Below are 22,694 nucleotides of genomic sequence, written 5' to 3'. Positions count from 1 at the left end.
GGGTTCATCAGCCTGATCGCTTCGAGCCGTCCCGGCTCGGGGGAGTGAAGCGGGCATCGGTGTCGATGTCGACGTCGAGGGCGTTGAGCATCAGAGCCAGACCACTCCACCGGGCGATCACTATCAGCACCTCGATCAGTGCTTCGTCGCCGAGGGACTCGTGGAGCGTGTGAATGCTCGCGGCCGCAGCGGTTTTGGTGGTGATCAGGTCCGTGACGAGCTCGAGCACCCTCAACTCCGTCTCGTCGAACCCGCCGGAGGAGAGCTCGGCGTGCGGTTCGAGTGCGGCGCGCTGGCCGGGGCTCACTCCGGCGCGTTCAGCGATCTCGGTGTGCTGCGCAATCTCGTACGGTGAGGCCATCAGGTGCGCGGTACGCAAGATGATCAGTTCTCGCAGCTTGATAGGAACGACCGGGCTCGCCAGGGTCGCGCGCCCGGCGACCATCCAGCCCGTGAACACCTCCCCCGCGTGAGCGAGAGCGTGGTAGACGTTGAGATCGCCGCGCTCGTCGGTGAGATGTCGAGCTTCGTCCGACATCGTCTCGCAGTATGGGACTCTGGTCATCGTCGGACCTCCAACCTGTCGGTGCGGTCGATCTCTACATCGGATGCATTGAGGACCAGCGCGAGCCCGTAGTAGAGGCTGACGAGCATCAGAAGCTCGGTCACTGCCGCCGTACCGAGTTGGGCGTCGGCGGCCGCGAAGGACTCGGCACTGACCGTTCTGGTGGTGACCAGTTCGGTGACGAAGGACAGCACGGTGGCCTCGGCGGGGGCGAATCCTGTCACCGGGCCGTCCGATGTGACCGCGGCGATCTCGGATTCGCTGATGCCGCCCTGACGGGCCACGTCGGCATGCTGAGCGAGTTCGTAGCGGCTGCGCTGCAGATGGGCCACCCGCAGGATCACCAGCTCAGAAAGCCGGCCTGAGATTGTGGTGCTGTTCAGCTGCGCGTCGACCATCCGAATCCAACCGTCGAATACCTCTGGCGCGCCTGCCAGTAGTCGGAAGACATTCAATTGTCCCCGGCGCGTGACGAATTCACTCGCGGTCGGGCTCAGGTCGTCAAGTTTGCTCAGCGCGATCCGTGACATCGCCCTGGTCCTTCCTCTCCAATGTGAATGTCCACTCGACGGTCTGGAACGGTTCTGTCATCGTCGTACCGTCCGGGGCTGTCTCACCGGCCTGGTGGTCGACGAACTCGACGACCAACGAGCGCTTGGCTCCGAACACCGCGTCGGTCTCCAGGTAGGGGTCACCGTAGCGGAACAGCATGGTGATCAGGGGCTCGTAACCTTCTGCCTGGAACCAGAAATGGATGTGTTCGGGACGCATCGCCGAGCGGTCGGCGGCGCGCAGGATCTCACCACACGGCCCATCGGTGGGCACCGGGTAGTAGCGCGGAGCGATCGAGCGGTACCAGAAGCGACCCCGTTCATCAGTGGTCAACAAGGCACGCATCGCCAACTTGTCGTGCAACTTCTGCGCCTGCTGCACGTCGTAGAAGCCGTCGCCGTCGCTGTGCCACGTGTCCACGTGGGCGCCCGCCACAGGGTTACCGGCCGAGTCGACGACACTGCCGTGGCAGAACAGCGGCGTCCCGTCGACGCCACCCGAAATGTCGGAACCGTTCTCGGCTTTCGGTCTCCCCTCGACGAAGAAGGGGCCGAGGAGCGTGGAATCGGTGGTCGACGTGCTGCCGTCCTGGTGGGCAATCTGGTCGACCAGGACACTCAGGCCCAGGATGTCCGACAGCAGCACGAACTCCTGTCTGGTCGGTGTGCTCATCTGCCCTACTCGTTCCAAAAAGTCGACGGCGGTGAACCATTCGTCGCCGGTCAACTGCACCTCGCGGGTGAAGTCGTGCAGATGCTGAACCAGGCTGCAGAAGACCTCGCGCATTCGATCGTCGTGTGCCGCGGTGAACGTCTTCTGCACGGCCTCGGTGATGGTGGTCTCGGTCAGGTCGAGGGACATCAGATACTCCTCTGCGTCCGGATTTCCTTGCTGGAGAACACATTGAACTATTCCAGCCGAACCTGATCGGGTCCAACGAAGACTTGCGATACAGGTGATCGCGGAATGCGATAATGGATCCGTGGAGCTTCGGCAACTCGAGTACTTTGTCGCCGTCGCCGAGGAAATGAACTTCTCCCGCGGTGCCCGACGCGCTCATGTAGTCCAGTCGGCGGTCTCCGCCGCGGTGGCCAAGCTCGAGCACGAACTCGACGTTTCACTGTTCGAACGAAACAGGCACCACATCGCCCTGACCCCGGCGGGCGAGGCGCTCCTGATCGAGGCACGCCGCACACTGGATGCAGCGCACCGCGCCCGCGTCGCAGCCATCGCTCGTCGGAGCCAGCTCAGCGGAACCGTGGACCTCGGGATGCTGATGAACTCCGGATCGCTCGACTTGCCCGCAATCCTGGGGCGCTTCCACACCCAGCATCCATTGGTTACCGTGCGATTGCGGCAGAACGTCGAGGGCACGTCCGGCCACCTCAAAGCAGTGTCCGACGGCACGCTCGACCTCGCCTTGGTCGCGACCGAGATCAGTCCCCGACCGAACGTCGGCCTCAGATTGGTCGCAAGCGAACCCCTGGTGATGCTCTGTCGGCCGGACCACGTGCTCGCGCGCCGCCGACAGGTCCACATCGGAGAACTGCGTACGGAGACAATTGTGCAGTTCGCCGTGGGCTGGGGAATCCGCCGTCTCACCGACCACGCGTTCACCGACGCAAGAATCGAACCGGATGCACCCTTCGAGGTTGCCGACTACACCACCGCTGCAGGACTGGTACGCCACGGACTCGGAATCACCCTGATGCCGGCCACCCCGGCGAGAAGCTACCGCGACCTCGTACAGATTCCGGTGCGGCCCTCACTCGTGTGGACCCTCAGCCTGGCCACGCCCACCGACCGACAGCTCACCGCCGCCGCCGCGGCCCTGGGCGAATCACTCATTGTTGGGTGACCCTCTGCAACGCGGTCGCGGTTCACTACCCGGATGCGTGTAGCGGGCTGAACTCATAGTTCAGGGTAGGCGTATTGCGGACGTGCGCGGTACGTCGCCGGCTCATGTCCAGTTTTTGAGGAAGCCGGTTGCCCGCAGGCCCACGCTGATCCGCGTCTCAGAGCCCTCGGCCTCGCGAGGACGGCCTCATCCTCCGGCACCTCCATCATCGTCCCCTTTTGAAACGGGCTACCCCGATCAGACAGGTCCATTAGCTGCTTCGGCGGAGGAGTCCGTACCCCCGCGATGAGGTGGCCGACGATTGCTGGTACCCACGACCCGCAAGCAGATAGGTGCACCAGAAGACCCCCCCGCAAGCAGATAGGTGCACCAGAAGAAGGCTCCCTCCCGTTGCGGGAGGACCGGACTCGGCCTGCCGCTGATCGGCCCGAGCCACCTGCACTGGCGGTGCATGACAGCACCGGTCGGGGTCCGCTGTTCTTCCATGCTCCTTCCCCAGACCCACCGCCCGGCGCACGATCGCTCGGACTACATGACACCTACCGTCCCGGGGCCGGTAGAGGACACAGAGCGCACGATGGGTGCTATCGCCAGTTCAATCGGTTCGTTCGGCTCAGATTCGTTCGGGGCGCTCGTCAAGCTCAGAGGAGCCGGTCAGACCGCGGACCGGGTCCCGGCTGGCCCTCTGTCACAGTTCGTTCAGTCAACGAACAGCCGCGAACAAATGCCAACCCGATGACGACGATTGGACCCTGTCGTCACGCTAGTTGTCACACCGCAGGTCAGAGCGCCGGGAAATGACAACTACGATGACGATTCACACCGCTGCGGTCGTGGTCTTCTCTTCCGCCTCTATCAGTCCCCGTTGTGGCTGTGACTCGTCATCGACGTTGGTATTTCGTCGGATAGTTGGCATCTTCGTCATCGAAGTTGGCCATTTGGTCAAATGGTTGGCATCTCCCGCACTCTCGCTAGCCCGGTTGGACGTGATGGGCGGCATGCCTCAGATCGGCCAGACCCGCCCACGAGCGCCTAGTCCGCATTCGCGTCACCGTTGCTGACGAACGGTCAAATCAGTTGGCACTTCTAGACTTTCATGGACCATGGGTCGTCCGACCGGCGCCGCTGCTACTGCGGCCCCGTAGGGTGTTATTTAGTCACGTAACGAAGACGTAGTGGAGTCCGTGGGGCCGATCATGATCTCTCCACGACTGCAGGCATGGCCGGGCCCCGGCGCTCGCGGTTTGCCAGCGTGCTGGCCCCACCGCGCGGCCGCCGACAGCCCGAAAGGGTGTGGACGATAGGTCAGGTTCTCTGTCCATCGTCGAGTAGTTCGAGCCACAACGTCAGCGCGTGATCCTGAAACTCTTTCATCTGTTCGATCAGTTCGACGAGCGGCGTCACGGGCGCGAGTTCCTCTGGTAGCAGCGGATCGTGCACGATGGTGCTGATCACTGCACTGCCGAGCAGTAGCGACGACCGGGCGTTTTCTGCGGCTGCCCGATCATCGCTGACTCGGACTGCGTCCGCGAGTGCCCGAGATGCTTCCTGCAGGTGTCGTGTCCGCGATGCGGTGTCCCACAAGCGATGAAGGGCATCAACGTCTTCGGTGCTCAGCTCGTCGATTCGGTACACGTGGCATTCGGGTGCGGCGCCGAGTCTGGACAAGGTGGCACGAAGCCCGTCGGTGCCGTGATCGAGGTTATTCGGTCGTAGTGCTACCGCCGGAGTCCATTCGGCCATCCCGGCCAGCGACAGCGCGTTGTTGTGTGCGCGTAATACCGCTCGGTCGCTTCGTTTGACTCGGGAGTGTTCGACCGCGGTCCACGTGCCGTCCCATTGAACCATGCGCTCGATGCGGCTTCGCCAGCTACTGACCTCGGTGTAGGCAGGCAGCGCTTCGACTTGAAGCGTGTATGAGCCGCGCGTGGTGCGGGTGATCCTTCCCTCGGCGCACATCCGGGCTGCAGACACTCTCATGTTCGCCGCCGTCAGTCCCATGATCTCGCCGGCGAGGGTGAGCATGTCCAGTCCGAACTCGACCTCTGGACTTGCGGTCAGGAGGTCGAGGATGACCCGGGCGGCAGTGGGTCGACCATCAACTTGAAACACAATTTGATCCTACTCTGTTCAACCTTGTTACAAACGGCTACGCTCGGCGCAACCGCCAACCGACCGTAAGGAGGCCGGCCGTGTCATCCAACTCTTCCCCCCTTGCCCTGAACAGCCTGCGACGGATGTCCTCGTCGAGCGTGACGGTGGAGTCACCACTATCGTGCTCAATCGCCCCGATCGGCGTAACGCCGTCGACGGGCCGATGGCGGCGCAGCTACGCGAGGCGTTTGAGCAGTTCGAAGCCGACGACACCCAGCGCGTGGCCATCCTGTGGGGCGCCGGCGGAACATTTTGCGCCGGCGCAGACCTCACAGCAGTAGGAGACCCCGCGCGCCGCCACGAACTCGATCCCCACGGCGGCGGCACCGGACCGATGGGGCCCAGTCGGATGGCGCTCAGCAAGCCTCTGATCGCCGCGGTGAGCGGGTACGCCGTGGCAGGCGGACTCGAACTGGCTCTGCTCGCCGACCTGCGAGTCTGCGAGCAGGACTCAACGTTCGGGGTCTTCTGCCGTCGATGGGGGGTGCCCCTCATCGACGGCGGGACCGTCCGACTTCCACGCATCATCGGCCAGGGCCGCGCGCTCGACATGATCCTCACCGGCCGCCCCGTCGGGGCCGACGAAGCGCTGTCCTTCGGGCTCGTCAATCGAGTGGTCGAGACGGGCACCTCACTGGAAGCGGCACGAGAGATCGCGAACCAGTTGCTGCAGTTCCCGCAGGAGTGCATGTTGGTCGACCGGACCTCCATGTACCGGTCCTTCGATCTGACGCTCGATACCGCACTCAGGGCCGAAGGAACCGACGGCGCGCCGATCGTCGACCGCGAGGGCGTCGCTGGTGCTGCACGATTCGCATCCGGGGCAGGGCGTCACGGCAGCTTCACACACATTCGAACAAACTGAGACACAAGAGATTCCGAGACACACAGAAGGATCTTTCACCATGAGCCCATTGACAAGAGACCTGATCGTTCGCGGCGCCCTCCAGCACAGCGAGCGGACAGCAGTGATCTGCGGAGACCGACGGATGACGTTCCGTGAGGTCGACGATCTGAGCAGTCAGCTGGCACATGCCATGCTTCAGCAAGGATGCGAACACCGTTCGCGTGTCGCACTGCTGGTCAACAACAGCATCTACACCGTCCCGACCGACTTCGCATGCGTCAAGGCCGGCATCAACCGCGTCCCGCTCAATTCCAGGCTCTCCGTCGAAGAACACAGCCGGATGATCGCCGAGACCGGCTGCACAGCCCTGTTCTACGGCCCGGACCTGGCCGAGCGCGCGCAGGAGCTGGCTGAGCGGTTCCCCGAGCTGCGCTGCGTGGGCCTCGAGTCGTCGTTCGACAACACCCGCACTCTCTTCGATGTCGCGGCCACCATGCCGGGCACGCTCCCCGACGTCGCCGTCGAGCCGGACGACGTGATCTTGACCCTCTTCACCTCCGGTACCACGGGAGTCCTCAAAGCAGCGCAGCACACCCAGCGCACGTACGCGGGTATCGCACGCAACGTGCTCCTGAACCTCCTTCCGGTTGCACCCGACGACGTGATGGCGCATTCGGCATCGCTGATCCACGCCAGCGGCGTGTTCGTCCTCCCGTTCTGGCTGCGCGGTGCCACCACCTTGGTTCTCCCCGGATTCGATCCCGACACCTTCGTAGAGCAGATCGCCACCCACCGGGTCACCTCGACCATCCTGGTACCGACGATGGTCCAGATGCTGTTGCAGCGGACCAGTTTCGACCCCGATCTCGTCTCGTCACTGCGGTACCTGATCTACGGTGCGTCGCCCATGCCGCTCGTCACGATCAAGGAAGCGATGGCGGCTCTGCCCCACGTGCAGTTCCTGCAGTACTACGGGCAGACCGAGGCTCCGCTATGCCTGACGGTCCTGCGTCACGAGGATCACCAGGGCGAGCGCCTGCACTCGTGCGGGCAGCCCGCTCTCGATGTCGAGATCAGGCTTCTCGACGAACAGGGAAACGACGTCGAGCAAGGAACACCCGGCGAGATCGTGGTGCGCTCACCGTCCGCCGTTGCTGGCTACTTCAACGCGCCCGAACTCAACGCAGCCACCTTCACCCACGACGGTTGGGTACACACCCGCGACGTCGGCGTCTTCGACGAGCACGGCTTCCTCTACCTCAAGGACCGGCTCTCCGACATGATCGTCTCCGGTGGGTACAACGTCTATCCCCGTGAGGTCGAGGAGCGACTGCTCGCGCACCCGGCTGTCGCCGAAACGATCGTCGTCGGAGCACCCGACCCGGTCTGGGTCGAGGCCGTGACCGCCGTTGTCGTCGTCGCGCCCGGCTACGACGAATCCGAACAGCTCCGCAGCGAACTGGTCGCATTCGTCGCCGAAGGCCTTGCCTCCTACAAGAAGCCCCGCAACCTCGTGTTCCGCTCATCGGTTCCCAAGACGGCGGTCGGCAAGCTCGACAGGAAGTCCCTCCGCCAGGAACTGCGCGACCAGAGCGAAACGACCGCCTGACCGAACCAAATTAGGTGCGCAACACCTCGGGCCGCCGCCAAGAAGTGACGGCGTCGCCCGGGCGCGTGCGCGCAGATGCAGTCCCCGTCGACTAGACACCCCGCACGCGGTTCCCGGACTGATGCCACGCGGTCTCGGGGTGTTCGTATGACCGCCCCGAGACCGTACCAAGTACGCGGCGCGAGCAGCCGACACGAGCACCCACTCCCCCGGGTGCCGCCGCCCGCACGAATGGATATTTCGACATGAGCACCAACACAACCGATCCCGCACACGCCCCAGCTCCCCCCGGCCTCGACCTCGACAAACTTCGGACGTGGCTGTCCGCGGTAACGCCAGTCGACGGACCACTCAGCGCCCACATGATCGCCGGTGGCCGCTCGAACCTGACCTACCGGGTCTGCGACTCGAATTCGACGTGGATCGTCAGGCGGCCCCCACTGGGACACGTGCTGTCCACCGCGCACGACATGGGTCGCGAGGTCACCGTCATGCGGGCTCTCGCAAACACCGATGTGCCGGTGCCGGCAATCGTCGCCGACTGCCGCGACGATGCCGTGCTCGGTGCACCGTTCTACGTCATGAGTGACGTCTCCGGTACTCCCTACCGGACGACCGGGGAACTCGCCGTTTTAGGCCCCGACCGCACCACCGCAATCAGCACCAAGATGGTCCAGACCCTGGCAGCACTGCATCAGGTGGACTACACGGCGGTGGGACTCGAGGACTTCGGCCGACCCGAGGGTTTCCTCGTCCGCCAGGTACACCGGTGGACCCAGCAGCTCGAGGCGTCCCGCTCACGCGAACTCGACGGCGTCGACGAACTGATTCGGATGCTGACCGGAACCGAACCCCCTGAGTCGGTTTCGGGGATCGTGCACGGCGACTACCGTCTCGACAACCTGCTCGTGGATGATGACGACGAGATCCGCGCGGTAATCGACTGGGAGATGTCCACTCTCGGCGACCCCGTCACCGACGTGGCGTTGCTGCTGGTCTACAACAGACTCGCCGAGATCACCGACTCCGAAGTCGTCGCCGACGCCTCCAACGCGGCAGGATTCCTCGACCGCCACGACACCCTCGAGGTGTACATCGGCTCCGGTGGGCACGAACCGCCGAACGGATTCGGATTCCACCTCGGCCTCGCCTACTTCAAACTCGCGGTCATCCTCGAAGGCATCCACTACCGGTTCGTCAACGGGCACACCGTCGGAGACGGCTACGCAGCAATCGGCGAAGTGGTCGAACCCCTCATCCGCGCAGGCATCGACGAGATGACCGACTACCTCCAGTCCCGATAACGACCGACAGCGGGTGGCGTGCCCGGCGATCGACCAACGCGCATCCGCATGCAACAGTTCAGGCTCGCGTACACACCGGCATACCTCCTGCGCGGTGCCCCTGGGAACGAGCGGTCTATCAATCACGTATCGCCGCGATCCGGGTGCGCCGCCCACGTCCTCGGTGACCTTCCTCGAGTCCTCGAACCGCATCTCGCGCAGACGCAATGGCAAGTCCCATCACCTGCCACCTACTCGCTAGGAGCTCCACATGTCTTTGTTCGCCCTGTCCGACCACGCCCTGCAGCTGCAAAAGAAGCTGCTGGACTTCATGGACTCACACGTCTACCCGGCCGAAGGCGTGTACGACGAGCAGATGCGGAAAGCCGGCGACCCGCACTTCCACCCGCCGATCGTCGACGACCTGAAGGCCGAGGCGAAGCAACGCGGCCTGTGGAACCTGTTCCATCCACATCCCGGTACGGGCGCCGGACTGACTAACCTCGAATACGCCCCGCTCGCCGAGATCATGGGCCGCAGCCACCTCGCGCCGGAAGCCTGCAACTGCAGCGCCCCCGACACCGGCAACATGGAGGTACTCGAGCTCTTCGGCACCGACGAGCACCGAGTGAAATACCTCGAACCGCTCCTCGACGGCACCATACGGTCGGCGTTCGCGATGACCGAACCCGCGGTCGCCAGCTCCGACGCCACCAACGTCGAGCTGTCCATGGTCAAGGACGGTGACGACTACGTACTCAACGGCCGGAAGTGGTTTGCATCCAACGCCCTTCACCGAAATTGCAAGGTACTGATCGTGATGGGTAAGACCGATCCGAGCGCGCCGACACATCGACAGCAATCGATGATGGTGGTGCCGATCGACGCGCCCGGCGTCACGGTCCTGCGCAACCTGCCGGTATTCGGATACCACGACCGCGAGGGTCACGGCGAGATCGAGTTCAAGAACGTGCGGGTTCCGGCCACCGACGTGCTCAAGGGCGAGGGAGAGGGTTTCGCGATCAGTCAGGCCCGCCTCGGCCCCGGCCGCATCCACCACTGCATGCGCGCGATCGGCATGGCCGAGCGTGCCCTGGAACTGATGTGCCGGCGTGCACAGTCGCGGGTCACGTTCGGCAAGCCGATCGCCGACAACGCCAACATCCAGGACTGGATTGCGGAGGCGCGCGTCGACATCGAGATGATCCGCCTGCTCACCCTCAAGGCCGCGTACCTGATGGACACCGTCGGCAACAAGGAAGCACAGACGGAGATCGCCGCGATCAAGGTCGCAGCCCCCACCATTGCGCTGAAGATCGTCGATCGCGCCATCCAGGTGCACGGCGGCGCCGGCGTCACCGACGACTTCCCGCTCGCACTGGCGTACGCGCACCTGCGCTCTATGCGTCTGGCCGACGGGCCCGACGAGGTCCACAAGCGTGCCATCGCCCGACGCGAACTGCGTCGTTACCGCGATCTTCGGCCGGAAGGACTCTGACCTACCGCCCCGGCTCACGCTCAGCCGCCGGCAGTCGCGCAAGCGTTCCGATTTTGTCGGGCGCTTGCGCGCGTCAGGGAAGTGGCGAAAGGGATGCTCCAGCAACTCGCGGACACGGTGTTGTTCGGGGATATCGCGACACAAAACTCAGAATGCTGCTGCGGCACCGACACGAATTCTGGACACCTCCACGACGAGGCCAAATCTCAATCTGCTGATCGGGCCATACCCGCTGTATGGAGCTCTTGTACCTTCAGGACCGGAGGTACCAGCTTCTGTGACCATCTCCGGCATACCCGGGAGGTCAACGTGGCGCGGGATGTCTTGCGGGTCCGCGCTGCATCTCTGCATTTGACTCGCCTGCTGCCTGGAGTTGGTGCAGCCCGCTGAGCATCAGCGGGCCGACCACGTTGAGGATCATTGGCCCGGGCCCTCGCAAACAGTCACGGACCGAGGATCTTGTCCCCACTCGGCTCGCGGTCGATCTGTGCCAGGCGATTCCCCGCAGCACCCCTCACCATCGAGACGACACGCCCTCGCGACGGCAACCAGATCTAGGTTGCCGGCGCCTCCGTTCGCCACGACGGTGAGGTCCGCTGCACCCCAAACAATTGCCAAGTATCTTGACCACGTTCACGACCACGTGTCGTCACGGTAGTTGTCACATCGCAGGTCAAGGCGCCGGGATATGACAACTACGATCGCGATTCACATCTTCCTCCTCCCTCGCCGCCCAGCGGTGTCGCCACACCGATGCAGCCTCCCGTCAGGGCTGTTTCGGCGACCGCTGGAATCCGCCGCCCCTTACGCGGCCAATCAGTGCGGCCTGGGTGATACAGCCTCTGCACTCGACCGTGAACGCATTCCAGCTGTGCTGTTCCGTCACTACCGCAGAGCAACCTGTGGCGCCCACTTCGGACACCGGTCAGGGCGCAACCGGGTAGTGGCTGATGATCGCGACTCTGTTCCAGGAGTTCATCACGAGCGCGAGCCAGCTGACCGCCGACGCCTGCTCGTCGGTCAACGATCCGTCGTCCCACGTTCGGGATTGGTAGTCGAGTGACCTCTTCCGCCAAAGCGAGAGCGGCGTGCTCCTGTGCGGTGAAGTGCTGCGACTCCCACCAGGCAGCGAGAACCGCCAGTCGATCGCTCGTCTCCCCCTTCGCGATGGCCTCGCGGGTATGCAGGCGAATGCAGAAGGCACATCCGTTGATCTGGGAGACGCGGATCTTGACCAGCTCTCCCAGACGTGGATGCAGGCCTGCCGCTTCGATGGCCTCCTCGGCTCTGTCGTTGAGCCGCATCAGCTGCTTAACATAGTTGGCAGAGCGGTCACTGTAGTTGGCAAATGGACAGGATAGTTGGCACAGCGCCGGCGCGACGCGCGTCTCGCGCGCTCGGCATGACGTGGCCTGGCCGCCGTCTGGCCGACCAGGGTGCGTAACGCTCGAAGGTGCCGTGTCCACCGTCGGCAAATCAGAAGGGTCGGTACTCACACCAGACTCGCCCTCAAGCGTTCGACTACCTCGTATCGGTCGAGCCCAAGATCGTTTCTGTGGCAGGCGATGCTTTCCCCCCCAGTCCGTCGATGACCCCGCCTAACGCGGCAGCCCCGCCGCCAAACGGCCACCGAACTGGCGGGAACCGTGATCATTTCAAGAGGCGCTTCAAGAGCCCGCCTCACGGTCAGATGGCCAGGTAGACCATGCCAACCGCTTCTGAGACGATGAGCCACGCCCGACGGTGCTTGCGGTGAGTGTCCCCGAATGGCAACTCCGTTGGCGAATTACGCCATCTTCTGCAGTTCCGCCCGCCCGGTTGGCCGTGACGGCATGCCCGTGCGGCGGCATCCCGTGGAACAGCCGGGCCCATCGTCGAGCGCCAGGCGAGACGTTGACTTCCGAGGCGGCGAAAGAGCGCGATGATGAGTTGCATGCAACATGCAACACTGCCATAGTGTTGTGACGCAGGTCTCGCGCGTGGGCCGCGAGTGAGCTTCATCCAGTTCGACACAAAGGAAACTCTTATGAGCAAGATTCGAGCCGCGGTCGTCGGTGGCGGCATTGTTGGACTCGCGGTGGCCCGCGAGCTGCTCTCCGAGCTTCCGGGAGCTGACGTCATCGTTTACGAGAAGGAATCGGCCGTCGGCCCCCATCAGACCGGCCACAACAGCGGTGTCGTGCATGCCGGGCTGTATTACGAGCCGGGAAGCCTCAAAGCCAGGCTCTGCCGGCGGGGCGTGGGGCTGCTCGAGAAGTTCGCCGCCGACAAGGGCGTCACCTACGAGGAGTGCGGCAAGATCGTCGTCGCGCAGAACGCCGGCGAACTCGACCGGCTGCGGGCAATTCATGAACGCGCGCAGGCCAACGGCGTCCCCGATGTCCGCTTGATCGGCGCCGACGAGATCTCCGACATCGAGCCGCATGCTCGCGGCGTCGCGGCGCTGCATTCGCCGCACACCGCCATCGTCGATTACGTCGGCATCAGCGAGGCCATTGCAGAAGACATCGCAACTGCCGGCGGCACCGTGCTCCTGGGCCGCGAGGTCACCGCCATCGCACCTCGCGGAGCTACGTCGGCGAACGCCGGGAACCGACAAGTGTCCGTCACGACCGCCGACGGCGTGGACACCTTCGATCTCGTCATCACCTGCGCCGGACTGCAATCCGACCGGGTAGCGCACGGCGCCGGAGATTCCGCGTTCCCGAAGATCGTTCCATTCTTCGGCGACTACTTCCTGCTCTCGCCCGAGAAATCGTCACTGGTCAAGGGCTTGATCTACCCCGTGCCCGACCCGAAGTACCCCTTCCTCGGAGTGCACCTCACCAAACGCTTCGACGGAGCGATCATGCTTGGGCCCAACGCATTCCTGTCGCTCGGTAGGGAGGCGTACCGCCGCCGTGACTACTCCCTGCGCGACATCGCGGACGCGATCGGATTCGGTGGGTTCTGGCGCTTCGCGTCCCAGAATCTGCCAGCTGCGGCTCGAGAATCGCGCACGGTCCTCAGCACCCGGTCGTTCGTGACGGAGGCGCGCAAGTACGTCCCCGCCATCTCGATGTCCGATGTCCATCGCGGGCCTCGGGGTATCCGCGCGCAAGCCATGAACAGTGACGGCAGCCTGGAAGACGATTTCGTCATCTCGGGCAAGGATCGGTTGATTCACGTGCGCAACGCCCCATCGCCGGGAGCGACGTCCTCGCTGGCCATCGCCGAGTACGTCGTCCGCGAATCGCTCAGTCGGGCGGGCCTTCTGCCATGAGGGCGGCCCGGCAACTGCACGGCTCCGACGGCCTACTTCGGAGACCGACCGGAGCCTGTGCCACCGGAGTCATCCACTGGCACCTGCCTGTGGATAATTCCAGTATGGAGCCGGTGGAACTCGCGCAGACGCTGACCGACCAGATCTTGTCACGCCTGCGTGCAGCCATCCTGTCCGGCGAACTCGCCCCGGGGAAGCAGTACAGTGCCAGCGGCCTCGCCGCGCAATTCGGGGTGTCCCGCACTCCGGTCCGAGAGGCACTGCTCGAGCTCGAGCGAGCCGGGATGGTCCGGATCGACAAGAACCGCGGTGTGCGCATCATCCCGACCGCCCTGGACGAGGTGGTCGACTGTTTCCAGGTCCGCTTGATGCTCGAATCGCCCGCCGCAGCTCGTGCCGCCGAGATGGTCGACGACCTCACGTTCGAGTCGGTGCAGGCGCGCTTCGATGCCATGCAACGAGCCGCTGACCTGGACGACGCGGAGGCAACCCTCCGAGCTGACCGCGACTTCCACCTGGAGCTTCTCGCTCTGGCCGGTAACCGCAAACTCGTCACCGTGCTCGAGGACCTGCGCAATCTCGTCCTGACCCGGGGCATCGCAACGGCACCCAACGCGAGAAGCTGCCAGGAAGTCGTCGACGATCATCGCGACATCCTCGAGGCGATGCGCGCAAAGAACCCGGCGGCAGCCGCCGACGCGATGCGCCGCCACATCCTCAACACCGCCACCCTGCTGATCCGGCGCGAAGCACAAGATCATCCGGAGATCGATCCGAACGACCTCGAAGCCAAACTCGCGTCGTTCGGCACCACCACTCCGTAGCCACACGCCAACCTGCCGAGGGCCGGGCGAAGCACATCACGTCCGAGTGCTTCACCGGCCGGCCGGTCGCGTAGCCAGAAGAAGACACTTCGAAGAAGCCTCCCTGTCGAGGCACCGCCCCTCCATCGATTGCGCCATTGCGTTGCATGCAACGTGCAACGCGGAAGGATTGACGCCACATGTCACAGACCCAATTGAAAGCCGCCGAGGGGACTCCGTTGTCCGCCGACGCCATTCGGCGCCGCGTCGGCGCGGCGACCATCGTCGGATCCGCACTCGAGTGGTACGACTTTTACCTCTACGCCTCGATGGCGGCCCTCGTCTTCGGTGACATCTTCTTCGCGCAGTCGGCATCGGCATCCGGAACGCTCGCGGCATTCGCCACCTTCGCGGTCGGGTTCATTGCTCGTCCCTTCGGTGGCGTGCTCTTCGGTCACCTCGGTGACCGGATCGGCCGCAAGAAGGTCATGGCGTTGACCTTCGCCTTGATGGGCACATCGACCGGATTGATCGGTCTACTCCCCGACTACTCGCAGATCGGACTCGTCGCCCCAATCATGCTCGTCGTCCTTCGCGTGCTACAGGGCCTCGGCTCCGGCGCGGAGTACAGCAGCGCCGCCGTCGTCGCCTACGAGCACGCCAGCGCCGACCGCCGAGGCCGGCAGGGGGCATGGCCGGCCCTGGGACTCAATCTTGGACTACTCGCCTCGTCCTTGACCGTGGCCCTTCTGACGGCGCTACCCGAAGATGTGCTGCTCGGATGGGCATGGCGAATCCCGTTCATCGCCAGCTTCGCTCTGGTCGCTGTCGGAATGTGGGTACGTGGGCGCGTTCCCGAAACTGAAGAATTCGAGGAGATCGCCGAAAAGCGGGCCAAGGACGCCGCTGGGAAGAAATCACAGATCCCGTTCATCCAGCTCCTTCGGACTGACTGGCGCGGGCTGCTCGTGGTGATAAGCCTCGCGCTGGGGTACAACGCGCTGAGCTACATCTTCAAGACGTTCTCTCTCGCTTACCTGACCAAGTTCCGCGACGTGACCGCCACCGTCGGCGCCATCGGAATCACGATCGCGAGTGCGGTCGCCATCATCGCGGTCCCCATCTTCGGCCGAGCCACGGACAGGTACGGCAGTCGCAGGGTCATCCTCGTCGGATCGGTCGCGTGCGCACTCTTCGCCTTCCCGTTCTTCACCCTTCTGCACGCAGGGACTGTCGGCATCATCCTCGGCCTGGTGATCGCCACCGGCATCCTCGCCCCATCGTTGTTCGCCCCGCAGGGAGCGTTTCTCAGCAAGCAATTCGCCACAAATGTTCGGGTGAGCGGTGTCGGCACCGGCCGCGAGTTCGGCGGAGCAATCTCCGGCGGGTTGGCCCCACTCGCCGCGCTGGCAATCGTTGGCGCCAGCCCCACCCATGCCACCTGGGGCGTATCGATCATCCTCCTGGCAGGAGCCCTGCTCGTAGGCCTGTCCGGGATCCTCGATCAAGGAAAACGACACAGCCTCGAACGAAACTGACCGACAATCGATCGTGAAAGTTGTTGTGCTGCAATGTCCATAGGGGATCGCGATGACCCGAGCGCCGGTGCCAGCGGGGCACCTGACGGCTACGGGATTTCCAACCCAGCCGAGTTCCGACTACGAGCTGGATTGCGAAATGTGCAGTCAAAGTTCAGCATTGTGACAGATGCGTCCTGTCGGCCCGCCACCTGAACTGATAGCGATGTCCTTTCGCCGGCGGGCGGAAGCCCGATTACCCTCGGCGGCAGGCCTCGATCTACCTCGCGATCAAGATGACCGTGTGTGCGGCCGCGAATCGGCGTTCGTCCGGCCGCGACCTCGGCAGTGGAAGCAATGCGCACCAGCGTCGGTGGCCTCGCGCCGCCGCAGGGCCCACGCCCGTCGCGCACACCAGCACGTGTCCGGTCGGACCGACATCTAGCAAGCCCCGGGCACCGAGGGCGTCACTGGTCCGGCTCGGGCACTGTCGGTGCGCTCTCTCGGCTCGTGGCCGGCCACCCGCTGTCCAGCCGCACCATCGCCGTGCCTGCCCTCATCCACGCTGCGTGACCGAATCTGTCACCCGATCGTGCAGCAGTCCCATCACCTCGTTCAGTGCGGTGGGATGCCCAGTAGCCAGAGTTGGTAGGACAGCGTGATCAGCCATCCCCTGGTCTCGTCGTTCAGGAACGGCACATAGAACCAGTCGAACATCGCCATCACCCACAAGCCAGTCGGAAATCAACCAGGCACGGATAAGTCGCGGCCAGCCACCGCAGGGTCTCGAACGGCAGCGGCAGGAACCAGAAGGTGTCACCCATCGTCATTCACCTCCAAAGTCAGTGCGGTGGGGTGCCCCACAGCCAGAGCAGGTACAGCACGTCATACAGCCAGGGCGGCACAGGGACGATGTCGATCACCGGATCACCCCGATCGACATGAGCCAGGTGACCGCCGCCCAGAAGTCAAACGGACCCCAGAAGCCGAGATCCAGCATGATTCACCCCAAGTCGAGCGAAGGATGAGAAGCACCGGCCCCCGAGAGAGCACGGCAGCACGCTGATCAGCCAGAGGGGTGTCCTCGGATAGGAACGGGATGAACCAGATCCATGTATCCAAGGGGATCACTGCCTTTCGTCTCGAATCAGACGGGCCAGTCGTACGGACAAGTCGCCAGACCCCACAGCTGGCACGGTGTGATTGCGCGTAGCCCCTCCCGCCATGCCGGGGCCAGTCCATCGTCCACCACCACAGCTGCAGGTTGAGCACGTTCGTCTCCTTCGATACCAATGCCGGGCCCCTGTGCGATCACAAGGGCCCGGCGTTGTCTCAGTAGTAGCAGTACCCACCAAGCTCACACGGGACGTTCCGCATGAGCCAGATCCGAGTCGATTCGGGCAGGAACCAGAGCGTCCACCAGATGGGTGCGAAGTCCATCGTCATCGCCTCCTATGGGGCAGTCGACTACGGAACGTAGACGGTTACGACGCCCGGCGTGTATGGGCCGGCATTGGAAGTGGCGGCGACGACGACCTGCCCGGTCCCGGTCGGCAGGACCACTTCCGGGTATCCGTCCACTCCGGCCGACATCCGGGCGGAGCCCGAGGCTCCGCTCGACAGGTTCAGCCAGTGCACTTCGCCCGGGCGTATGCACTTACACCAGCCCTCCTTCGGGCCCGTGATCGTCACCGTCCCAGGCTGTTCACCGACCACGGCCACGCAGCGGACCAAGGGAACGTCGAGGCTGCCGTACGGGTTTCCGAACGGCGCTGGGTTGATCTGGAACGGAACGGCGACCGGAGGCGACGGCCGCCGGCGCCAGAACCGAACCGGCCACGATGGCCGCGCAGGCGACCGATCGGCGAACGAAATCGATCATGGCGACCTCCAAGAACAGCGCTGTCGACTAGCTCACGGCGGCGGTGGGTAGCCGGGAAAAACGCCCAGCACCCAGAGCTGGTAGGAGATGGTGAACAGCCACCCCCTCGTCTGATCATCCAACGGCACAGACCACAAGTCGAACATCGTCGACCACCTCTCAGGGGCAGTAGCCACCCAGCCAGCACGGGGCATGGTCCCGGATCCACACGGCAATGTCCTCCGGGACAATTACTCTCGGCGTGAGCCACCAGATCAGCGGGAAGTCATCGACCGGATGAATCATCTCGAACACCTCCGGGTATAGCGGAGTGACCCCGACCCTGTGCTCAGGTTAGACCGCGGGGCATTCGCGACATGCTGAGTCAGTGATTGGGAGGAACCAGATATAGCGGTCGCCGACACCAGCGACAGGCTGCCATCACGACAGGTCCAGGTGCTCGTCCTGTACTGCGACAGCGACCTTAGTGTTGCCCGCATCGCTTTCCGCTGGGTGTCTCGATGGGCAGAATAGAGAGCACCCTTGCACCGAGCACGGGCAACGCTCTCGACCGTTCTGCTTCACCCGACACGACCACGGAGCGTGCAGATGAATGGCTGGCACATGGCAGGAAGCCATCCCGATGAGTACACGTTCGAGATGACGACCGAATCACTCGGCGACAAAACCGTAGCGCGGCTGCGGTGCACCAGTGACTCCCCACAAGGGTTCGGCACCATCATGCAAACCGTCACCGCCGACCACTACCTCGGCCACCGGATCAGGTTCGCCGGATCACTCCGAGCCAACAGTGTCGACGGGTGGGCGGGACTGTGGCTGCGAGTCGACGGCAACAGCGGCACGGAGGCCTTCGACAACATGCACGACCGCGCGATACGAGGCACGACAGGATGGGCGCGCGCGGAGATCGTGCTCGACGTCGGCCCCCACGCCCGCGCCATCGCGTTCGGCGCGCTACTCCACGGATCGGGAGCTATCGACATCTCGGACTTGACCTTCACGCAGGTGGGAACCGACGTACCGACTACCGCCCAAACACCCCAAATGCATTCGGAGCCGGTCAACCTCGACTTCAGTAGCTGACCAACGGCACTTGATCCGACAGAACGACCGTCATACAGGACGCACCCGATAGGGGCTCGTTGCATCGCTGTGGTCTTCATTGTCGATGACGCCCCAACTCTGCAGGAACGGTGCGGGTCGACGCTTCCCTCGTCGACACACGTCCTTTTGAGAGGTTCGTGATGGGGCGTCCGGCGATATCGGTTGAGATTCAACGGCAGTTTTGGGAGCACATTCGTCGCGGCGAGATCATTGATACAGCGGCCGCGGCTGTCGGCGTGTCGAAGACGGTCGGGTGGCGGTGGTTCCGAGAGGCTGGCGGGGTGATGCCAGAACCGTTGCCAGACCATTGCACTGCCACGCTGCGGCTCTCGTGACGAATGCCGATAAGAGACTGACCTATTCCACTCTTGTCCGCTGTAACGAAGCGAGCGTCAATTCACCTACTCACGTTCATCGCCGACGAGAGCGTGCTCACTGAGCAGCCCGAGTACGGCCGCGCGGGGCCCCCTCAGGTTCGCTACTCATGCGCGGAGCCGCCTCGCTGACGACGTAAAATGCGCCTGCCCGAAATCAGCACGTACCGGCGAACGCGACCACGGTCGATCCCCAGCCGAGCGTACCGAAGCGTGGTGCTCCGCATCCCGACTCCGCGATCAGCGCTGACAGCTCGGCCTCGGTGCGCAGGCCCGATCCGTGCAGACACAGCTTCAGCAGGTCGGCCTCGGTGTCGTGGTCGTCGGTGGTCTCGGGATCGAGCAGGTCGGTGACGAGCACGACGCGGTGGGCCGAGGCACCGAGGGCGGCCAGGAGCATTCGTGCGTCCGTGTCCGGGTGCGAGTCGATCATGTCGACCACGACGGCCAGGTCGACGGGCGCCGCGAGCGCCGTGAACGCGCTGCTGTCGATGCGTGTGATCCGGTCCCGGCGGGACTCCGCGACGTCGCCCAGGTTCCGGGCGTTGAGGGAGGGCAGTCCCACGAGCGCGAGTTCAAGGTCGGGCCGGACCCGCGCGAGAGTGTCGGCGTATACGCCGGCGCCTTCGCCGTAGATCGCGACGGTGCGCACCTCGTCGAGGTCGACCGCATCGGGCAGCGCCGGGGCGCGGTAGACGGCACCGAAGGCGACCTCCTCGTGGAAGTCCTCCACGAACCCGGGTTCCTCCAGCTTGTCGGCGAAGCCGTGCCCGGCCGCGGGGGCACCGGTCCGAACGGAGTCGAGCAGTCCCAGGAACGCCATGTCGAGCCTGGTGTGGATCTTGCCGAAGTGCAGGGCCTGGCTAGCGAACGTGTCCGGGTCCGCCAGGATCGAGCCCGTCTCGGTGAGCTCGAAACGTCCGTCCTCCACCACAACCAGATCCATCAGCACGAGGTGGCGCAACAGTTTCGCCGTCGCTCCCGGGTGGGTCCGGCACTCGGCCGCGACGGTCGCCGCCGTGTCGGCGCCCCCGTCGATGGCCGCGAACAACCCGACGGTGACCGCGGTCCGGATCGCCAGGGGCGACAGCAACTCCGACATCTCGTGCAGGCGCTTGTCCGGGCTCTCCGCGGTGTCCGCGTCGAGGACGGGTGACTCCGAATCCGCCTGTGCGGGCTCGCGGTGGCGCCAGTATCCGGCGATCTCGACGTACTGCTTCGCGATCTCCCGGTCCTGCTTGGCCCAGCGCCGCAGCGGCTTGATCGTCAGCGCCTCACCCGCGACCCACAGGTACGGTTGGCCCGGACGCCACTGCGCCGCCTGCACGGTCTCGACCAACCGCGACTCGCCGCCGCTTTCGGAGCGGAACAGCCACGTGACGTCCAGCGGCGCCGCACATTCGAGCTCCTGTCGATGCGCCGGCTCGGCAACCTCGATCAACACCGTCGCGGGCAGCTCCGGTGGGAGCTGTTCCAGGCAGTGCGCGATCGCCGGCAGCGCCGTCTCGTCGCCGGCGATCAGCATCCAGTCGACATCCCGGGGAAGACTGGACGAGTGCTTGGGCCCGGCCATGAGGATCTTCTCCCCCGGTTGCACGCTGCCAGCCCAGTCCGCGGCCAGGCCACCCTCGTGCATCGCGAAGTCGATCGCCATCTCGCGCTTGTCCGCGTCGAAGTGGCGCACCGTGTACGTCCGGCTGTACTGGAACGATCCCGCCGGCCAGTCGACGGTGCCATTGTCGGTGTTCCGCGGCACCTCGAAGGGCAGCTCGCCGGTGCGGGGATCGACCGGCAACAGCTTGACGTCGTCGTCGAAACCGTTGGTGCGCACGGGCGGCAGGCGGACTCCGTCCCGAACATGACTGTCCATCGACGGACCGCCCACCGTCACCCGGCGCATACCGGGCGTGACGTCCTCGACCTTCAGGACGTCCACCTCCCGGATGCAGATTGGAAACACTTCGACCTCACGGACGGTCCCGGCCATCGATAGACCCTTCTTTCGTGAATCAGTATTCGCCGAGCGCGACGGCGACCCAGTGCGCCACGGTCGGATCGGCGGCGAGCGTCGGGAAGTCGACGTCCGGCACACCCGCGGACCGCCATCGTTCCACAAGCCCCATGATCCGAATGGAGTCCAATCCTTCGTCCAGCAGATTCAGCTCGGCGCTGATCGACTCGGGCGGCTGGTCTAGGGCGTTGGCGATATCTGCGATGACGGTCTCGCGAGTAAGCACAGTGGCGTCCTTCCGATCTCTGACTACGTTTCTGCCCGCACCGACAGTGCGGAGCCAAACCTCTACTTGGCGAACATCTCCTGGACCTGGTCCAGGGTCGCCATCACTCCGTCGTAGTCGGGGCGGTAGCTGGTGGCCGGCAGCTCGTACACCTTGTTGTTCACGAACGCCGGGAGTGCCGCGTACAGCGGGTCCTGCTTCAGCTCCGCGAGGCTCCGGCCCGCGACCGGGACGACGAACATGACGGACGCGTTTCCGACCGGCGCCAGCAGTTCGTTGCTGACGATGAACGAGTCACCCGAGCCGTACAGCTCCGGGTTGTTCGCCTTGGTGAGCACGTCGTCCGGCTTGAAGCCGACGGTCGACAGAAGGGTCGGCAGCGCCGCGGTCTGCGGGATGAACGCCGGCTCGCCAGTGCTCAGCGAGAGGAGGTAGGAGACAGGCGATCCCGGCACCGTGATCGAGTCCTTCACCTCGGCAACCTTGTCGTCGTACGCTTTCATCAGGTCGTCGACCTTGTCGGTCTCACCGGCCGCCTCGGCCACCGCCGCGAGCTGCTCCTGCCAGGTGTTCACCGACGAGGGAATGAGGACGGTCGGCGCGATCGCCGTGAGCTGGTCGTACGCCTGGTCGGCCAGAACCGCCGTGAAACCCTGGCCACCACCGATGATCAGGTCCGGCTGGGCCTGCGCGATCGCCTCGATGTCGAGGGACTCACCCGCCGGCAGTTCCTTCGTCCCCCGCGCCTCGGCCTTCTCGGCCCACTGCGGAGGGAAGCCGCCGTCGAGGTTGGTGACGCCGAGCAGTCGGGTGTCGGTGATCGTGATGGGGGCATCGAGCGTGAACAGGAAGCCGGCCAGGCCCGCAGTCAGTACCGCGATCCGCTGCGGGTCCGCGGGAACGGTGACGTCGCCCTTCTCCGTCTGGACCACTCGGGTCCTGGTGGACGAGCTCGCCGCCGCGTCGTTGTCGGACGCGTCGCTGCTGCTGCAGCCGGTGAGGCCGAGGGTGACTGCGGCAACGACGGCGAACAGCCGAAGGCCGTGCCGTCGCCGATGTGAATGGGACAAGGTGGGTCCTTTCGCGAGATCTTCGTGTTCCGGTCGGCGGTGCTGCCGTCGCGGGATGGTCGTGTGGTCCGAGAATCGT

17 protein-coding genes and 1 pseudogene are annotated in these 22,694 nt (G+C 64.6%); 9 read left to right on the top strand and 9 right to left on the bottom strand.

The window, feature by feature from the left end; genetic code table 11:
* Positions 1-7: 7 nt before the first annotated feature.
* From ACQ5DX_RS28265 to ACQ5DX_RS28255, 3 genes are read right to left on the bottom strand one after another with little or no spacing between them, the layout of a single operon-like run.
* Positions 8-565: a carboxymuconolactone decarboxylase family protein gene (locus ACQ5DX_RS28265; RefSeq protein ID WP_430336060.1), complete on the bottom strand. Its 558-nt coding sequence runs from the start codon at positions 563-565 to the stop codon at positions 8-10.
* Positions 562-1,095, bottom strand: a complete 534-nt coding sequence (locus ACQ5DX_RS28260) for a carboxymuconolactone decarboxylase family protein (protein WP_430336059.1) — start codon at positions 1,093-1,095, stop codon at positions 562-564. The genes ACQ5DX_RS28265 and ACQ5DX_RS28260 overlap by 4 nt, the downstream gene beginning before the upstream one ends.
* Positions 1,067-1,978, bottom strand: coding sequence for a dioxygenase (locus ACQ5DX_RS28255; protein WP_430336058.1), 912 nt, complete (start codon positions 1,976-1,978; stop codon positions 1,067-1,069). The genes ACQ5DX_RS28260 and ACQ5DX_RS28255 overlap by 29 nt, the downstream gene beginning before the upstream one ends.
* 121 nt (positions 1,979-2,099) lie before the next feature.
* On the opposite strand from ACQ5DX_RS28255, the gene ACQ5DX_RS28250 reads away from it, so the two are divergent.
* Positions 2,100-2,975 (top strand): LysR family transcriptional regulator, encoded by an 876-nt coding sequence (locus ACQ5DX_RS28250; RefSeq protein ID WP_430336057.1) that lies wholly within the window; start codon positions 2,100-2,102, stop codon positions 2,973-2,975.
* 1,305 nt (positions 2,976-4,280) lie between these two features.
* Here the strand turns inward: ACQ5DX_RS28250 and ACQ5DX_RS28245 are convergent.
* Positions 4,281-5,087 (bottom strand): hypothetical protein, encoded by an 807-nt coding sequence (locus ACQ5DX_RS28245; RefSeq protein WP_430336056.1) that lies wholly within the window; start codon positions 5,085-5,087, stop codon positions 4,281-4,283.
* 85 nt (positions 5,088-5,172) lie between these two features.
* Between ACQ5DX_RS28245 and ACQ5DX_RS28240 the strand changes: the two genes are divergently transcribed.
* The 4 genes from ACQ5DX_RS28240 (at position 5,173) to ACQ5DX_RS28225 (ending at position 10,366) form a co-directional block, all read left to right on the top strand.
* Positions 5,173-5,994 carry a crotonase/enoyl-CoA hydratase family protein gene (locus tag ACQ5DX_RS28240; protein WP_430336332.1) on the top strand — a complete coding sequence of 274 codons (822 nt, stop codon included), beginning with the start codon at positions 5,173-5,175 and terminating at the stop codon, positions 5,992-5,994.
* A gap of 40 nt (positions 5,995-6,034) precedes the next feature.
* On the top strand, positions 6,035-7,585 hold the full coding sequence (locus ACQ5DX_RS28235) for a class I adenylate-forming enzyme family protein (protein WP_430336055.1): 1,551 nt from the start codon (positions 6,035-6,037) through the stop codon (positions 7,583-7,585).
* Between the two features lie 245 nt (positions 7,586-7,830).
* Positions 7,831-8,889 carry a phosphotransferase family protein gene (locus ACQ5DX_RS28230; RefSeq protein ID WP_430336054.1) on the top strand — a complete coding sequence of 353 codons (1,059 nt, stop codon included), beginning with the start codon at positions 7,831-7,833 and terminating at the stop codon, positions 8,887-8,889.
* Between the two features lie 250 nt (positions 8,890-9,139).
* A complete protein-coding gene (locus ACQ5DX_RS28225) occupies positions 9,140-10,366 on the top strand; it encodes an acyl-CoA dehydrogenase family protein (RefSeq protein WP_430336053.1) in 1,227 nt (408 codons plus the stop codon).
* Positions 10,367-11,291: 925 nt separating this feature from the next.
* On the opposite strand, the pseudogene ACQ5DX_RS28220 reads toward ACQ5DX_RS28225, so the two are convergent.
* Positions 11,292-11,670: pseudogene (locus ACQ5DX_RS28220) on the bottom strand (carboxymuconolactone decarboxylase family protein).
* 722 nt (positions 11,671-12,392) lie between these two features.
* Between ACQ5DX_RS28220 and lhgO the strand changes: the two are divergent.
* The 3 genes from lhgO (at position 12,393) to ACQ5DX_RS28205 (ending at position 15,969) form a co-directional block, all read left to right on the top strand.
* Positions 12,393-13,628, top strand: a complete 1,236-nt coding sequence (gene lhgO, locus ACQ5DX_RS28215; protein ID WP_430336052.1) for an L-2-hydroxyglutarate oxidase — start codon at positions 12,393-12,395, stop codon at positions 13,626-13,628.
* Positions 13,629-13,732: 104 nt separating this feature from the next.
* Entirely contained in the window at positions 13,733-14,452 is a 720-nt protein-coding gene (locus tag ACQ5DX_RS28210; RefSeq protein WP_430336051.1) for a GntR family transcriptional regulator, read from the top strand.
* 179 nt (positions 14,453-14,631) lie between these two features.
* On the top strand, positions 14,632-15,969 hold the full coding sequence (locus ACQ5DX_RS28205; RefSeq protein ID WP_430336050.1) for an MFS transporter: 1,338 nt from the start codon (positions 14,632-14,634) through the stop codon (positions 15,967-15,969).
* Positions 15,970-17,415: 1,446 nt separating this feature from the next.
* Here the strand turns inward: ACQ5DX_RS28205 and ACQ5DX_RS28200 are convergent.
* Positions 17,416-17,586 (bottom strand): hypothetical protein, encoded by a 171-nt coding sequence (locus ACQ5DX_RS28200; protein ID WP_430336049.1) that lies wholly within the window; start codon positions 17,584-17,586, stop codon positions 17,416-17,418.
* A gap of 832 nt (positions 17,587-18,418) precedes the next feature.
* Here ACQ5DX_RS28200 and ACQ5DX_RS28195 point away from each other — a divergent pair.
* Entirely contained in the window at positions 18,419-18,913 is a 495-nt protein-coding gene (locus ACQ5DX_RS28195) for a hypothetical protein (protein ID WP_430336048.1), read from the top strand.
* Between the two features lie 552 nt (positions 18,914-19,465).
* Here ACQ5DX_RS28195 and ACQ5DX_RS28190 read toward each other — a convergent pair.
* From ACQ5DX_RS28190 to ACQ5DX_RS28180, 3 genes are all read right to left on the bottom strand, one after another.
* The gene (locus ACQ5DX_RS28190; protein WP_430336047.1) at positions 19,466-21,295 is read right to left on the bottom strand and encodes an SIP domain-containing protein; all 1,830 of its coding nucleotides are present in this window, start codon (positions 21,293-21,295) and stop codon (positions 19,466-19,468) included.
* Positions 21,296-21,317: 22 nt separating this feature from the next.
* Positions 21,318-21,545, bottom strand: coding sequence for a phosphopantetheine-binding protein (locus ACQ5DX_RS28185; protein ID WP_430336046.1), 228 nt, complete (start codon positions 21,543-21,545; stop codon positions 21,318-21,320).
* 62 nt (positions 21,546-21,607) lie between these two features.
* Positions 21,608-22,615, bottom strand: coding sequence for a Fe2+-enterobactin ABC transporter substrate-binding protein (locus ACQ5DX_RS28180; RefSeq protein WP_430336045.1), 1,008 nt, complete (start codon positions 22,613-22,615; stop codon positions 21,608-21,610).
* Between the last annotated feature and the right edge of the window lie 79 nt (positions 22,616-22,694).

This window comes from Rhodococcus sp. ACT016, assembly GCF_050477185.1.
GTDB lineage: Bacteria > Actinomycetota > Actinomycetes > Mycobacteriales > Mycobacteriaceae > Prescottella.
Note: the sequence above shows the minus strand (reverse complement) of the source record. Positions and strands in the feature narration are given on the sequence as shown.

Excerpts from the sequence above, each read along its gene's own strand:
- ACQ5DX_RS28195 (WP_430336048.1), top strand. The coding sequence starts at position 18,419 with ATGAATGGCTGGCACATGGCAGGAAGCCATCCCGATGAGTACACGTTC.
- ACQ5DX_RS28205 (WP_430336050.1), top strand. The coding sequence starts at position 14,632 with ATGTCACAGACCCAATTGAAAGCCGCCGAGGGGACTCCGTTGTCCGCC.
- ACQ5DX_RS28260 (WP_430336059.1), bottom strand. The coding sequence starts at position 1,095 with ATGTCACGGATCGCGCTGAGCAAACTTGACGACCTGAGCCCGACCGCG.
- ACQ5DX_RS28230 (WP_430336054.1), top strand. The coding sequence starts at position 7,831 with ATGAGCACCAACACAACCGATCCCGCACACGCCCCAGCTCCCCCCGGC.
- ACQ5DX_RS28255 (WP_430336058.1), bottom strand. The coding sequence starts at position 1,978 with ATGTCCCTCGACCTGACCGAGACCACCATCACCGAGGCCGTGCAGAAG.
- lhgO (WP_430336052.1), top strand. The coding sequence starts at position 12,393 with ATGAGCAAGATTCGAGCCGCGGTCGTCGGTGGCGGCATTGTTGGACTC.
- ACQ5DX_RS28265 (WP_430336060.1), bottom strand. The coding sequence starts at position 565 with ATGACCAGAGTCCCATACTGCGAGACGATGTCGGACGAAGCTCGACAT.
- ACQ5DX_RS28190 (WP_430336047.1), bottom strand. The coding sequence starts at position 21,295 with ATGGCCGGGACCGTCCGTGAGGTCGAAGTGTTTCCAATCTGCATCCGG.
- ACQ5DX_RS28235 (WP_430336055.1), top strand. The coding sequence starts at position 6,035 with ATGAGCCCATTGACAAGAGACCTGATCGTTCGCGGCGCCCTCCAGCAC.
- ACQ5DX_RS28225 (WP_430336053.1), top strand. The coding sequence starts at position 9,140 with ATGTCTTTGTTCGCCCTGTCCGACCACGCCCTGCAGCTGCAAAAGAAG.
- ACQ5DX_RS28210 (WP_430336051.1), top strand. The coding sequence starts at position 13,733 with ATGGAGCCGGTGGAACTCGCGCAGACGCTGACCGACCAGATCTTGTCA.